Here is a 13,285-nt window from a genome sequence, read left to right on the forward strand (position 1 = left end):
GCCTAGTGAACCAAGATCGAGGGAAATGCAAGACTGTGCGCATGCGCCTGCTGCTTGACTCCTCCGGCACCCATGCCCCCGGTGACCTCGTCGACGCCGCCGACCTCGCGGACCTGTACGCCCCGCCCGCCCGTCGCTGGCTGCGCGCCAACTTCGTGGCGACCCTGGACGGCGCGGCCAATGGTCCCGACCAGAAGTCGGGCAGCATCAACACCGAGGCCGACCATGTGGTCTTCGACCTGCTGCGCCGGATGACGGACGTCGTCGTGGTCGGGGCCGGCACGGTCAGGGCCGAGGGTTACCCCTCGCTGAAGGCCGAGAACGCAGCGGCACCGACGCTCGTGGTCGTCAGCCACTCAGGACAGCTGCCTGTGAGCGTGGCCGACGGACCTCCCGGATCCGTCCTGCTCGTCACCCGCAGCGGAGCCGACGCACGCGCCCTGGACGCCTCGCGTGAGCTGATCGGTGAGGAGTTCGTCCTCATGTCCGGCACCGACTCGGTGAACTTGGTGCGGATGAGAAACATGTTGGAGGACAAGGGCTTCCGGCAGATCCTGTGTGAGGGCGGCCCCACCCTGCTCGCCAGCCTGTTGAAGGCCGGGGTCGTCGACGAGCTCGACCTCACCTGGTCGCCCGTCATCGTCGGCGGCCAGCATCCGGCGATCGTCAACGGACCGGAGCTGAACGTCCCCGCCTCCCCCGCGGTCCTGCTCGAGGAGGACTGCAGCATCCTCGGACGCTGGTTCGTCAACCGCTGACCTGACAGGTCCGCGCGGCACCGGGTGTGGATGGCTCAGGTGGCCACGAACTCGGCGACAGACCGCTCCCAGCGGTCCGGGTCGACGTTCCACTCCTTGGTGTGCCGCGCGGTGTCCCACCGCTCCATCGTCACCAGGTCTGGCCGCGCCTGCGCCAACGCCTGGGACGGGCCCACGGGGACGAACTCGTCGTCGACCGAGTGGATGAGCAGGATCGGGTGCGCCAGCTCGCCCGCACGCGCCACCCAGTTGGTCTTGGCCACGTCCACCGGGTCGTGCACGCCGACGAGTCGGCGCGCCGAGCGGCGACCCATGAGGGCCCGGCCGAGACCGCCGATCGGGGCCGGGATGCCGTTGGCCCGCGCGTGGTGGGCCAGCACGTCACCCCAGTCGATGACCGGCGCGTCGAGCACCACGTGGGTGACGTGGTCGGCCAGCCAGGAGCGGCTGAGGGTCTGCAGGACGATGGCCCCTCCCATCGACCACCCGACGAGCAGTAGCTCCCGCGCCCCACGCTGCACCGCGTGCAGGCCGGCGTCCTCGATGTCGCGCCACTCCGAGAGGCCCAGGTTGTAGCGCCCGTCCGGTCCGCTGCGTGCTCCGAGGTCGTTGCGGTAGCTGGGGATGATCACGTTGATCCCGTTGTCGTGCAACGGCTTCACCGCCCGCACCCCCTCGTGGCGCCTGGCCCCACGGCCGTGGACGAGGATTGCCCACCGGTGCGACGTCGTGGCGGCCGGCACCACCCAGGCGGGCATGGTGCCCAGCTCGGTGAGCACGTCGACGTACTCGGTGCGCAGTCCCAGTGAGCGGTCCGGGGGGCTGGCGAAGTAGTACTGGTTCCACCGGCCGAACCCGCCGGTGAGGTGTCCGAAGTCGACCCCCAGCAGCTCTCGACGCACCCGGCCCGATCCCTGGTCGAGCTCCAGGACGTCGCCGACGCGCGCGTGACCGCTCTCGCTGTCCAGCCAGAGGCCGTACCGTCCGGGCGAGACCGTCTCTGGGCTCACCCCTAAGGTCACCGAGTCGTCGGCGACGGCAAGGATCTGGGTGTCATCGGGTCGCTGGCGGTCCGGGGTGAGGACCCGGCGTGCGAAGTAGGTCGCGGCGCCCATGGTGGTCAGGGCACCTGCGGTCAGCACCGACCCTGCGGTCACTGCTCCCGCGATGGCCGCCTTGCGGCCGGCAGACATCGGGGTCGAGGTCGCCCCGGTGGCCACTACCTCTCCCCCAGCACGTCGGCGAGGTCGAAGCTGACCGGCTCCTCGAGCTGGTCGTAGGTGCACGACTGCGGGGTTCGGTCCTGGCGCCAGCGGACGAACTGGGCTGTGTGGCGGAACCGGGCGCCCTCCATGTGGTCGTACCTCACCTCGACCACGCGGTCGGGCCGAAGCGGCGTGAACGACAGGTCCTTGCCCGCGTTCCAGCGCGACGTCGCCCCGCCCGTCGGGGTGCGGTTGCCCATCTCCTCCTTGGCCCAGGCCCACGGGTGGTCGTCGAAGTCGGTGACCAGCGGCTGCAGCTCGTCGAACAGCTCCTTGCGTCGCGCCATCGGGAACGCCCCGATCACGCCCACGCTCATCAGGGACCCCTCGTCGGTGTAGAGGCCCAGCAGGAGTGACCCGATCAGGTCGTCGCCGCTCTTGTGGGTCCGATAGCCCGCAACCACGCAGTCAGCGGTCCGCTCGTGCTTGATCTTCAGCATCAGCCGCTTGTCGGGCACGTAGCCGATGTCGAGGGGCTTGGCGATGACGCCGTCGAGCCCGGCCCCCTCGAACTGCTCGAACCACTCCTGCGCAACGCTCGGGTCGTGGGTGGCCCGGGTGAGGTGGATGGGCGGCTGCGCCGCGGCGAGGGCCTCCTCGAGCCGGGCACGGCGCTCCGAGAACGGGCGCGCGGTGAGGTCGTCCTCGCCGATCGCGAGCAGGTCGAACGCGACGAAGCTGGCAGGGGTCTCGGCGGCGAGCCTCTTCACCCGGCTGGCGGCGGGGTGGATCCGTTGCTGCAGCGCGTCGAAGTCGAGCCCGTCGCCGGTCGCGCCGATGAGGACGATCTCGCCGTCCACGACGCACTTCTCGGGGAAGTTGGCCAGCACGGCCTCGACCACCTCGGGGAAGTAGCGAGTCATCGGCTTCTCGTTGCGGCTGCCGATCTCCACCTGGTCGCCCGACCGGAAGATGATCGAGCGGAATCCGTCCCACTTGGGCTCGAACAGGTAGTCGCCCGTGGGGATCCCCTTCACCGGCTTGGCCAGCATCGGGGCGACGGGCGGCACGACCGGACCCCACACGGAGCGCAGGTCCGCATCGCGTTCGGCCTTGGGGGGCATGTAGTCCTCGTCGGACTTGTCCTTGCGGCGCTTGCTCGGCTGCACCCTGGGTGGCTCTCCCGGCATCTTGGGGTAGTCCGGCGGGAAGTTCAGCTCGCCGAGGCCACGCTCGCTGATGTCCTTGTCCCACAAAGCAATTGCCGAGGAGACGTCACCGACAGCATCGTCCATCGCCGCCCATGCGTCACCATCCGCGGCGACGATCCCCGGCACCGTCAGCACGGTGAAGTCGCCGGGACTGACGCCGGGCAGCGTGTCCCAGCTGACCGACATACTCACCGGCGCTCCGGGGAGCGGGCGCGGGCTGTAGGCCGAAGCGATGGTGCGGTCCCGACACGCCTGGTTGAAGTCGACGAAGACGCGCTCGCCGCGCTCCTCCTTCCACCACGAGGTCGTCACGAGGTCGGGCAGGCGACGCTCGAGCTCGCGCGCGATCCCGATCACCCCGTGCCGCACGTCGAGGAACTCGTGGGTCGGCGCGACCCGGACGAAGACGTGGACACCTCGGTTGCCGGAGGTCTTGGCCCAGCCGGTCAGCCCGAGCTCGGTGAGCAGCTCGCGGAGCACGAGGGCGGCTTCGACGGAGTCCTTGAAGTCGCGGCCCGGCTGCGGGTCGAGGTCGATCCGCAGCTCGTCGGGGTTGTCGACGTTGCTCGTGCGCACCGGCCAGGGGTGGAACGTCACCGTGTTCATCTGCATCGCCCACACCACGGCTGCCGGCTCGTCGACGACCACCTGGAGGTGCTTGCGACCCGAGGGGTAGGTGCACATGACGGGGTCGATGAAGTCGGGCATGCCCTTGGGCGGGTTCTTGGTCCAGAACTCCTCGCCCGTGATGCCCTCGGGGAACCGCTGCAGGGTCACCGGGCGGTTGCCCAGTGCGCGCATGAAGCCGTCAGAGACGTCGACGGCGTACTGCGCGAGGTCGAGCTTGGTGATCCCGTCGTCGGGCCAGATCAGGCGCTCGGGGCTCGAAATCCGAACACGTCGCGATCCCTCAGGTCCCCCGGGGACTTCCAGCTCGGTTGCTTTGGCCGCCATGGCGCGAGCCTATCTGGGGAGCCCGTCAGCGGACCGTAAGGATCTGCGGGACCAGAATGGGCCTTGATTGCGTTGTGATGGACGTGAAGCTGTTTGGACGAAGTGGGATCACCGGGCGAAGGAGCCGAAACGTGAGCATGGACCAGACCGACCGCACCTATGCCGTCACCAAGACGGACGAGCAGTGGCGTGAGGAGCTGAGCCCGGCGGAGTACCAGGTGCTCCGTCAGGCAGGCACCGAGCGGCCGTTCGTCGGGGAGTACACCGACACCAAGGACGAGGGCGTCTATGCCTGCCGAGCCTGTGGTGCCGAGCTGTTCACCTCCGACACCAAGTTCGACAGCCACTGCGGGTGGCCGTCGTTCTACTCACCCCTCGCCGGCGACTCGGTCGAGTACCTCGAGGACTATGACATGGGCATGAAGCGCGTCGAGGTCAGGTGCGCCAACTGTGGCAGCCACCTCGGCCACGTCTTCGAGGGCGAGGGCTACGGCACCCCCACGGACCAGCGCTACTGCATCAACTCGATCTCGATGACCCTGCGCCCCAAGCCCGACGCCACCTGACCGACCCCCCTGCCCCGCCTTTATCGGGTCATGGGACAAAGGTCGGCTTCACCCCGGAACGGTTTCGGGGTGAGGCCGACCTTTGTGGGGCGCGGCCGGCTTGAGCACAGCGCTGGATGGGTATGCCGCGTGGCTGAGGACACCGAGCGCCCGCAGCCGCGCGATGAGCGGTCCAAGGCGCTCGAGATCCGACCAGACGACGCGGACCACCCGGTATCCCAGCCGTCTCAGCTCGTCCTCTCGGCGTTTCTCAGCGATGAGCGCCTCCGAGCCACCGTCGCGATACTTCACGAGGCCGTCGAACTCGATCACGACGTTGGTGCCCTTGACGAGGAAGTCGACCCTCGCCACGACTCTGCCTCGCTCGTCGCGGATGGCGACCTGCGCCTCGACCTCGATCCCCACCGCGGCGAGGCCGACGCGAAGGCGCGACTCCCCCACGGACTCGGACTTCGGGTCGACGAAGGCCAGCATGGTCCTGACCCGGCTCGACCGCGGCCAGCCGTGCACGCGCGCGGCGACGGCCTCGAGCTCGTCGCGCGAGATCATGCCCTCGTGAAGCGCCGCGTCGGCCGCCACCACTCCGGGGGTGGCGCCGTGCTCGAGGCAGTGCTGGACCACGGCCACCGGAGTGGAGACCACACCACGGGGCGCCTTCAGCCCAGCGAACGGCGGCCGGATCACGAGGTCTCGCGTCAACACCTCACGGTGGATCGGTCGCTCGAGGTGCGCACGCTGCAGGGAGGCACCCCAGACGGGGAGCCCGAGTGCCACCAGCGCCGTGTGACCAGAGAGCGCGCCGTCCGGATAGAGCAGCTGCGCGCCGCGGCCGAGCAGGCGATGCCTTTCCGCCGAAGCCGTCGGGCCGTCGGGCGGCGCGCCCACGGCATACACACCGCGAGTCAGGCGCACCACGCCGCCGTCGCGAACCAGTGCCGCCAGCGACTCGCGGCTGTGGCCGAGCAATCTCGCCTGACGGGTGATGAACACGCCGTCCTGCGAGTTGGCGATGTCGAGAAGCGCAGGGTCCATGGCCCGAGGATGTCCGCCGTCGAGGCGCTCCATCGACCCACGGACGTGGACCTGTGGAGGGCTGGGTGCGGACAGGTCGCTTGTGGACGGCCGTCGCCACACCCGGGCAAGGACGGCATGACCCGAGAACGGTTTCGGGGTGAAGCCGACCCAAGTCCCTAGACCCGATAAAGGTGGGGCGGGGTCAGCGCAGGGAGGCGAGGAGCTCGTCGACCTGGACGCGGCGACCGGTGTGGAACGGCAGCTCCTCGCGGACGTGCATGCGGGCCCGCGAGGCGCGCAGCTCACGCATCAGGTCGACGATGCGGTGCAGCTCGTCGGCCTCGAAGGCCAGCACCCACTCGTAGTCGTTCAGCGCGAACGAGGCGATCGTGTTGGCCCGCACGTCGGGGTAGTCACGTGCCTGCTGCCCGTGCTCGCGCAGCATGTCGCGGCGCTCGGCGTCCGGCAGCAGGTACCACTCGTAGGACCGGACGAACGGGTAGACGCAGATGAAGTCCTTGGGCGGCTCGTCGCCGAGGAACGCCGGGATGTGGCTCTTGTTGAACTCCGCCGGTCGGTGCAGCGCTGCCGCCGACCAGGTCGGCTCGAGCAGGTGGCCCAGCTCGGTGCGCAGCAGGGAGCGGTAGGCCCGCTGTACGTCCTCGATCCGTTCGGCGTGCCACCAGACCATGAAGTCGGCGTCGGCGCGCAGCCCCCCGATGTCGTAGACGCCGCGGGTCACCACACCCTCTGCCTCGAGCTGCGCGAAGAGGTCCTCGACCTCCTTGGCCATCACGTCCCGGTTGTCGCCCAAGGGCCCGGTGACGGAGAACACCGACCACATGGCATACCGGATCGAGTCGTTGATCTCGCGGATCCGGGCAGCGTTCGGGTTGGAGGGGTGCGGCTCGCTCATGCCCCTATCCTCCCGCGCCGATCGTTCGCGTCCGCAGGTGGGTGGTCACCGCCAGTGCCGCCGACCGCCCAGTCGCGATGCACGCCGGGATCCCCACACCTTCGTATGCCGCGCCGGCGAGGGCCAGCCCCGGCGCGGCCGCCGCTGCGGCCCGGATGCGGGCCACCCGGTCGAGGTGCCCGACGGTGTACTGCGGCAGCGCACCGCCCCAGCGTTGGACGTGGGTGTCGACGATCCGGGGCAGCTGGTGGCCGAGGGCCTCGCTTACCTCGGCGACGGCGATCGCCACGAGCTCCTCGTCCGGGCGCTGCAGGTCGGTCGTCTCGCCGAACCGCCCCACAGAGGCTCGCAGGAAGGAAAGGTCCCCGGCAGCCTCGGCGGTCCATCGCCACTTGGTCGAGGAGAAGGTGCTGGCCTTGATGGTCCTGCCCTCGACCGCCGGCACGAGGAAACCGGAGCCGGGAAGCGGCACGGTGCCGGGGCCCTCGGCCCCGACGGCCAGGGTGATGATCGCCATCGAGGCGTACTCGACCTCACGCAGCGCCCGGGACGCGTCGGGCAGGTGTCGAGCCAGGAGCCGGCTCGCAGGGGCGGCGGGGACGGCGAGAACCACCGCTTCCGCGACCAGCCGTTCGGGCCGCGGGTGCGGTCCGACCACCACCGACCAGCCGCCACCCGCGGTGTCCGGCTCCCGGTGCAGCTCACGGACGATGGTGCTGCTGCGAATCGTCACGCCGCGAGCCCGCAGCGACTCGGTCAGCGACTCGGCGAGCCGGCCCACCCCACCCACCAGCCCGGCGAAGACCGGCGCGGCCAGCTGGTCGGTCTGGCCCGCCTGGCCCGCGCGGTCGGCCCGGCCCGCCCGGCCCGCCTCACCGGCCTGGCCCGCAGCTGCTGTCTGCGTGAGGGACTCGCCTCGCCGGGCCGCCGCGAACACGGAAGGCAGGCAGGCGCGCAGCGACAACGACCGAGCCTGCCCGGCATACACGCCCCCGAGGAGCGGCTCGACGAGACGGTCGACGACCGCGTCGCCCAAGCGGGCCGCGACGTAGTCGCCCACCGAAACGTCCTCGAAATCGCCTCTGTCCCATGGTGTTTCGCCCTCGGCTCGAGCGACCTCGTCAGGGGACAGGACGCCGAGCGCGGAGGCGGCCGGCGAAGGGATCCCCATCAGCGTGCCCTTGGGCATGGGGTGAAGGTCACCTCGCGACCAGATGGACGCCGACGTCGTGTCGGGGTGGACGACCTCGCCATCGAGGCCCAGCTCGGACATCAGGTCCAGCGCCTCGGGTCGTCTGGCCAGCATCGACTCGGCCCCCACGTCCAGCGCCACCCCTGCCACGGGTTCGCGTCGGAGCTTGCCGCCGGGTCGGTCTGCCGCGTCGAGGATCGTGATGGTCGCGTCAGGAACCGCACGCGTCAGCTCCCAAGCGCAGGCAAGTCCAGCGATACCTCCCCCGACGATGAGGATTCGTGATCCGACCATGCCCACACCCTTTCAAGATCGTGACTGTTTCGACACCACCGGGTGGGAACGTCGAGCCCACGACGCGAGTCGCACCGGTATTCCGCACCGCCCGATACGACCAGCTCGACTCGACCAGGGGGTCGCCATGTTCAGCGTTCGTCCGCACCGCAGCATCGCCGTCGTCGGCGCAGCTCTCCTCGCAACGCTCGCCCTCGCTGCCTGCGGCGGCGGCGGCTCCGACACCTCCAGCGCCGCCTCGGTGGCCGGAGGCAGCTCCAACGAGTCGTCCGGCCGGGCCGTGGCCCCGTCCGCCGGCGACAGTTCCGCGTCGGGAGGTGACTCGGCCAAGCCGGGATCAGGCACCGCTCCCAAGGGAGTCACGGCAGCCAACCTCGCGGCCAACCAGGACTCCCTCGCCCGTCGCGCGACCATCGCGCTCCAAGTCAAGAACATCGGCCAGGCAGTGGCGAAGGTGCGGGCCACCACGGCGACCGCCGAGGGCATCGTCCTGTCGGAGAACATCGGGACGGCGAACAGCGACGCCCCCCTCACGGACTCCGCGAAGGTGACCGCCACGACGTACGCCGAGATCACCCTCTCGGTGCCCTCCGCAGAGCTCGACCGGGTCATCGCCGAGCTCGGGTCGGTCGGCACGGTGATCCGCTCGACGAGCTCGAGCGAGAACGTCGGCGGACAGATCGTCGACACCGCCTCACGGCTGGAGACGATGCGGGTCAGCGTCGAGCGGGTCCGGGCCTTCCTCAAGGACGCCAAGGACCTCAACCAGATCGTCGCCATGGAGGCCGAGCTGACCCGGCGCCAGTCCGACCTCGAGTCCCTCGAGGCGCAGCTCGCCTCCCTCAAGGGGAGCGTCGCGCGCTCCCCCATCCAGATCAGCCTGACCACAGAGCCGAACGCGATCGTGGAGGAGCCCGACCAGGCCGGCTTCCTCGTCGGGCTCAAGGGTGGCTGGGACGCCTTCACCGGGTCCGCGACCGTGCTGCTCACGGTCGTCGGAGCGATGTTGCCGTTCCTCGTCCTGCTCGGCCTCCTGGGACTGCCGGTGTGGTGGTACGTGCGACGCCGTCGTCCGGTGACGCCGCCCCCCGCCGTCCTGCCGCAGTAGCCCCCACTACGGCAGGGGCGAGGTCGGTCGGCGACTCAGCGCTGGCCGACCTCGTGCACCAGCTCGACCACACGGGTCAGCACATCGGGATCGGTGTCGGGCAGCACGCCGTGGCCCAGGTTGAAGATGTGACCGGGTGCGGCCCGTCCCTCCTCCACGATCGAACGGACCTTGGCCTCCAGCGCCTCCCAGGGCGCGAAGAGGAGGGCGGGGTCGAGGTTGCCCTGCACTGCGTACGAACCGTCGAGACGGGCGAGGGCATCGGTGAGGGACACGCGGTAGTCGACGCCGACCACGTCGGCGCCCACGGCGCCCATGGCCGGCAGCAGCTCACCGGTGCCGACCCCGAAGTGGATCTTCGGGATGCCGCGTGCCGACACGGCTTCCAGCGCCGCGGTCGAGTGCGGGGCGACGAAGCGCTCGTAGTCGGCTCGTGGGAGGGCCCCCACCCACGAGTCGAAGAGCTGGACCGCGGAGGCCCCTGCGGCGGCCTGCACGTCGAGGAAGGTGCCCGAGATCTGGGCCAGGCGGGCGCACAGGTCGTGCCACAGCTGCGGGTCGCCGTACATCAGTGCCTTGGTGTGTTCGTGGTTCTTGCTCGGGCCGCCTTCGACCAGGTAGCTCGCCAGCGTGAACGGTGCGCCCGCGAAGCCGATGAGGGGCGTGTCACCCAGCTCCGCGGTCAGGAGCCGGACGGCTTCGGTGATGTAGGGGACGTGGTCGGGCGTCAGCTCGGGCAGGCGGTCGAGGTCGCCGCGGGTGCGGATCGGCTTGGCGACGACCGGCCCGACGCCGGGGACGATGTCGAGGTCGACGCCGACGGCAGCCAGGGGCACGACGATGTCGGAGAAGAAGATCGCGGCGTCGACGCCGTGGCGGCGCACCGGCTGGAGGGTGATCTCGGTGACCAGGTCGGGGCGACGGCACGACTCGAGCATCCCGACGCCTTCACGGACCTTGCGGTACTCCGGCAGCGAGCGCCCTGCCTGACGCATGAACCAGACAGGCGTGTGGCTCACCGGCTGACGGCGGGCAGCACGGACCAGGGCGGAGTCGTGGGGGGAGGTCACCGGGTGATTCTAGGTCGCTCAGAGGGCGATGATCGCCGCGCCCGCCAGGGACAGCACCGCGCCCACCTGCTGGATCCTGCGCAGCCGCTCCCGCAGCAGGACGCGTGCCAGCACGATCGTCACGACGGGGTAGAGCGAGGCGAGCACGCTCGCCACGCTCACCTGTCCGCGCGAAGATGCGATCCCGAACAGGAGGTTGGCGCCCATGTCACCGCAGCCGATGGCCAGCAGGGCAGGCAGCTCGCGGGCCTGCACCCCTCCCCTGGACCGCAACGCCAGTGCCAGCGTGAGGAACACGACGAAGGACACCCCGCGCATCCCCCACAGGGTCATGAGGGTCGATGTCCGGGCGCCGCGGTCGATGCAGAACAGGGCGAACCCGAACCCGACCGCCGCCACCCCAGCCAGCACCACCGGCCTCGGAGAGACCCCGCCACTCAGCTCGGGCCCCGACGCCAGGGTCACGCCGACGATGGCGACCACGATCCCCACCCAGGTCCAGGAGGACGGCTCGTCGCCGGTGGCCACGCCGAGGAGCACGGGAACGGCCACCCCCAGGGCTGCGATCGGGGCGACGACGCCGATCGTGCCACTCGCCAGGGCGGTGTAGAAGCAGAGCAGTCCCGCCACCCCGGAGACGGCGGCACCGACCGACCACAGGGGCCAACCCGTCCACGTGAGGCTGTCCCAGCGGAGGGCGACGGCAACGCACAGGACGAGGAACGCCAGTGACTGCGTCCACCCCACGACGGCGACGGCGGGGCGGCGCCGCGAGTACAGCCCGGCGAAGAAGTCCGCGGTCCCCCAGCTGGCGCTGGACGCCAGCGCGAGCAGCGAGAGCATGGCCGCACGCTACCGGTGGCGCGACACGACGCGGACGGCAACCTCCCTGTGATATCCGAGATCGCGGCATACCCTCTGATGGTGGGCAGCCGAACGGTCCCTGGCGACCAATCCCCCGAGTTCACGCAGGCGCTCAGTGACCTGCGCGGAGCGCGCTTGCGCCCCGAGGTCCGCCTCACCGAGGTGCCCGCTCCCCAGCGCATCGCGCCGTATGCCGTGGCCCTCACCGCCGAGGTGGTGGGCGCCGCCAACGACGAGGACGAGTTGGCGTCGGGACGCTTCGTGCTGCTGCACGACCCGTCGGTCCCGGACCCGTGGGACGGGGCCTGGCGTGCGGTGACGTTCGCCCGGGCCGAGCTCGAGCCCGAGCTGGCCAACGACCCGATGCTGGGTGCGGTCGGGTGGTCCTGGCTGACCGACGCCCTGGCCCATCACCACCTGGGCTACACCGCAGAGGCCGGCACGGTCACGAGAGTGGTCTCGGAGAGCTTCGCCGGTCTGTCCGACCGGCCCGCCAGCGTCGAGATGGAGGTCCGCGCTTCGTGGACCCCCGTGGCCGGCAACGTCGGCGCCCACCTCGTCGCGTGGTCCGACCTGTTGTGCACCATCGCGGGTCTGCCGCCCCTGCCGGAGGGCGTCATCGCCCTGCCTGGACCACGCCGTTAACAGTGGAGTGCTGACTTCCGGGACGTGTTCCGTGGCATCGGCCGGGTAGGTTGATCCGGTGACCGACACCGAGGCCGAGCAGACTACGGCCGACCAGGCCGAGGCCGGGCGGACGGAGGCCGGGCAGACGGAGGCCGTTCAGGCGGTGCAGCCCGAGCAGCAACCAGCCGTCGAGCTGACCCCTCTCGACATGCCTGTCGACGGCGTGCCCCCGGTCGTCGAGTCCGAGCGGGCACTGATGGAGGCCGCCCGCGCCATCGCTGCCGGCGAGGGGCCGGTCGCCCTCGACGCCGAGCGGGCGAGCGGCTACCGCTACGGCCAGCGCGCCTACCTCGTGCAGCTGCGACGCGAGGGCTCGGGCACCTGGTTGATCGACCCGATCGCGTGCCCCGACCTGTCGCCCGTCAACGACGCCATCGGCAGTGCCGAGTGGATCCTGCACGCGGCCACCCAGGACCTCGCCTGTCTCGCGGAGGTGGGACTGCGGCCTCAGCAGCTGTTCGACACCGAGCTCGCCGGGCGACTTCTGGGCCTGCCCCGCGTCGGGCTGGCCGCGGTGGTCGAGCACTACCTGGGCCTGTCCCTGGCCAAGGAGCACTCCGCGGTCGACTGGTCCACCAGGCCCCTGCCCGAGCCGTGGTTGCGCTACGCCGCCCTCGACGTCGAGGTGCTGGTCGACGTGCGCAACCTGATGGGCGTCGACCTCGCCAAGCAGGGCAAGGACAGCTGGGCGCGCGAGGAGTTCGAGGCACTGCTCGACTTCATGGGACCGGCGCAGCGCGTCGACCCGTGGCGGCGGACGAGCGGCATGCACCGCGTCCGACACCGCAGGATCGCGGCGGTCGTGCGAGAGCTGTGGGAGACCCGCGACCAGATAGCCCAGGACCGGGATGTCGCCCCCGGGCGGGTGCTGCCGGACGCGGTGCTGGTCGAGGTGGCCATGGAGTCACCGACCAACCCCGGCACGCTCCCCGGTGGGCACCGGTCCGTCCGGCGCTACCAGCGCCAGTGGCTCGACGCCGTCACCCGGGCGAACGCGATCCCCGAAGGCGACCTGCCGCCGATGACCCTGCGCTCGGACGGCCCGCCGCCCCAGCGTGCCTGGGCCGAACGCAACCCCATCGCGGCCGCCCGACTGAGCGCCACGCGCGAGGCGCTGACCGCGTTCGCCACCGAACACGTGATCCCGATCGAGAACGTCCTGTCTCCGGAGCCCCTTCGCCGGGTGATCTGGACTCCCCCGGCCGACCAGACCGCCGCCGGGTTCGCCGCCGCGCTCACGGCTCTCGGAGCCAGGCACTGGCAGGCCGGCGTGGTCGCGCCGATGATCGAGGCGGCCTTCGAGGCCAACCCCGACGCCTGATCCGGCTCCTCGCGCTGCAGGTTTCGTTCCAATGGGAGGCAAACCTGCATGGGTGACGGCTCTCACTCGCGGGTTCTGGTGACCTCGTTGTTACCGGGAAGTAGCATCGGTCCTGTACCCACCGC

At 70.7% G+C, this 13,285-nt stretch carries 12 protein-coding genes; 5 read left to right on the top strand and 7 right to left on the bottom strand.

Going from position 1 to position 13,285, the window contains the following annotated elements; all coding sequences use genetic code 11:
• Positions 1 to 41: 41 nt before the first annotated feature.
• Positions 42 to 758, top strand: a complete 717-nt coding sequence (locus AC1DWP_RS03885) for a dihydrofolate reductase family protein (RefSeq protein WP_477613124.1) — start codon at positions 42 to 44, stop codon at positions 756 to 758.
• Positions 759 to 793: 35 nt separating this feature from the next.
• On the opposite strand, the gene AC1DWP_RS03890 is transcribed toward AC1DWP_RS03885, so the two are convergent.
• Complete coding sequence (locus tag AC1DWP_RS03890) at positions 794 to 1,978, bottom strand: alpha/beta hydrolase family protein (protein WP_477613125.1); 1,185 nt, start codon at positions 1,976 to 1,978, stop codon at positions 794 to 796.
• A complete protein-coding gene (locus AC1DWP_RS03895) occupies positions 1,978 to 4,128 on the bottom strand; it encodes an ATP-dependent DNA ligase (RefSeq protein WP_477613126.1) in 2,151 nt (716 codons plus the stop codon). Before AC1DWP_RS03895 ends, AC1DWP_RS03890 begins: the two co-directional genes overlap by 1 nt.
• A gap of 137 nt (positions 4,129 to 4,265) precedes the next feature.
• Between AC1DWP_RS03895 and msrB the strand changes: the two genes are divergently transcribed.
• Complete coding sequence (gene msrB / locus AC1DWP_RS03900; protein ID WP_477613428.1) at positions 4,266 to 4,694, top strand: peptide-methionine (R)-S-oxide reductase MsrB; 429 nt, start codon at positions 4,266 to 4,268, stop codon at positions 4,692 to 4,694.
• 48 nt (positions 4,695 to 4,742) lie between these two features.
• Here the strand turns inward: msrB and AC1DWP_RS03905 are convergent, their stop codons facing one another.
• The 3 genes from AC1DWP_RS03905 to hemG all read right to left on the bottom strand — a co-directional run bounded on the left by AC1DWP_RS03905 (position 4,743) and on the right by hemG (position 8,110).
• Positions 4,743 to 5,726: a type IV toxin-antitoxin system AbiEi family antitoxin domain-containing protein gene (locus tag AC1DWP_RS03905; protein WP_477613127.1), complete on the bottom strand. Its 984-nt coding sequence runs from the start codon at positions 5,724 to 5,726 to the stop codon at positions 4,743 to 4,745.
• 184 nt (positions 5,727 to 5,910) lie between these two features.
• On the bottom strand, positions 5,911 to 6,624 hold the full coding sequence (hemQ, locus tag AC1DWP_RS03910; protein ID WP_477613128.1) for a hydrogen peroxide-dependent heme synthase: 714 nt from the start codon (positions 6,622 to 6,624) through the stop codon (positions 5,911 to 5,913).
• Positions 6,625 to 6,628: 4 nt separating this feature from the next.
• Positions 6,629 to 8,110: a protoporphyrinogen oxidase gene (hemG, locus tag AC1DWP_RS03915; protein WP_477613129.1), complete on the bottom strand. Its 1,482-nt coding sequence runs from the start codon at positions 8,108 to 8,110 to the stop codon at positions 6,629 to 6,631.
• A gap of 127 nt (positions 8,111 to 8,237) precedes the next feature.
• Here hemG and AC1DWP_RS03920 point away from each other — a divergent pair, with 127 nt between their 5' ends.
• Entirely contained in the window at positions 8,238 to 9,218 is a 981-nt protein-coding gene (locus AC1DWP_RS03920) for a DUF4349 domain-containing protein (RefSeq protein WP_477613130.1), read from the top strand.
• Positions 9,219 to 9,253: 35 nt separating this feature from the next.
• Here the strand turns inward: AC1DWP_RS03920 and hemE are convergent, their stop codons facing one another.
• Positions 9,254 to 10,288 (bottom strand): uroporphyrinogen decarboxylase, encoded by a 1,035-nt coding sequence (hemE, locus tag AC1DWP_RS03925; RefSeq protein ID WP_477613131.1) that lies wholly within the window; start codon positions 10,286 to 10,288, stop codon positions 9,254 to 9,256.
• An 18-nt stretch (positions 10,289 to 10,306) separates the two neighbouring features.
• Positions 10,307 to 11,131, bottom strand: a complete 825-nt coding sequence (locus AC1DWP_RS03930) for an EamA family transporter (RefSeq protein WP_477613132.1) — start codon at positions 11,129 to 11,131, stop codon at positions 10,307 to 10,309.
• 78 nt (positions 11,132 to 11,209) lie between these two features.
• On the opposite strand from AC1DWP_RS03930, the gene AC1DWP_RS03935 reads away from it, so the two are divergent.
• Positions 11,210 to 11,797, top strand: coding sequence for a DUF3000 domain-containing protein (locus tag AC1DWP_RS03935; RefSeq protein ID WP_477613133.1), 588 nt, complete (start codon positions 11,210 to 11,212; stop codon positions 11,795 to 11,797).
• A 190-nt stretch (positions 11,798 to 11,987) separates the two neighbouring features.
• Positions 11,988 to 13,160, top strand: a complete 1,173-nt coding sequence (locus AC1DWP_RS03940) for an HRDC domain-containing protein (RefSeq protein ID WP_477613429.1) — start codon at positions 11,988 to 11,990, stop codon at positions 13,158 to 13,160.
• Positions 13,161 to 13,285: the final 125 nt, after the last annotated feature.

Source organism: Pedococcus sp. P2_F6 (assembly GCF_056403675.1).

What these genes read in the sequence shown, in the direction of transcription:
- AC1DWP_RS03905 (WP_477613127.1), bottom strand. Translation starts at nt 5,726, where the DNA reads ATGGACCCTGCGCTTCTCGACATCGCCAACTCGCAGGACGGCGTGTTC.
- AC1DWP_RS03930 (WP_477613132.1), bottom strand. Translation starts at nt 11,131, where the DNA reads ATGCTCTCGCTGCTCGCGCTGGCGTCCAGCGCCAGCTGGGGGACCGCG.
- hemQ (WP_477613128.1), bottom strand. Translation starts at nt 6,624, where the DNA reads ATGAGCGAGCCGCACCCCTCCAACCCGAACGCTGCCCGGATCCGCGAG.
- AC1DWP_RS03940 (WP_477613429.1), top strand. Translation starts at nt 11,988, where the DNA reads ATGCCTGTCGACGGCGTGCCCCCGGTCGTCGAGTCCGAGCGGGCACTG.
- AC1DWP_RS03920 (WP_477613130.1), top strand. Translation starts at nt 8,238, where the DNA reads ATGTTCAGCGTTCGTCCGCACCGCAGCATCGCCGTCGTCGGCGCAGCT.
- AC1DWP_RS03885 (WP_477613124.1), top strand. Translation starts at nt 42, where the DNA reads ATGCGCCTGCTGCTTGACTCCTCCGGCACCCATGCCCCCGGTGACCTC.
- msrB (WP_477613428.1), top strand. Translation starts at nt 4,266, where the DNA reads ATGGACCAGACCGACCGCACCTATGCCGTCACCAAGACGGACGAGCAG.
- hemG (WP_477613129.1), bottom strand. Translation starts at nt 8,110, where the DNA reads ATGGTCGGATCACGAATCCTCATCGTCGGGGGAGGTATCGCTGGACTT.
- AC1DWP_RS03935 (WP_477613133.1), top strand. Translation starts at nt 11,210, where the DNA reads ATGGTGGGCAGCCGAACGGTCCCTGGCGACCAATCCCCCGAGTTCACG.
- AC1DWP_RS03895 (WP_477613126.1), bottom strand. Translation starts at nt 4,128, where the DNA reads ATGGCGGCCAAAGCAACCGAGCTGGAAGTCCCCGGGGGACCTGAGGGA.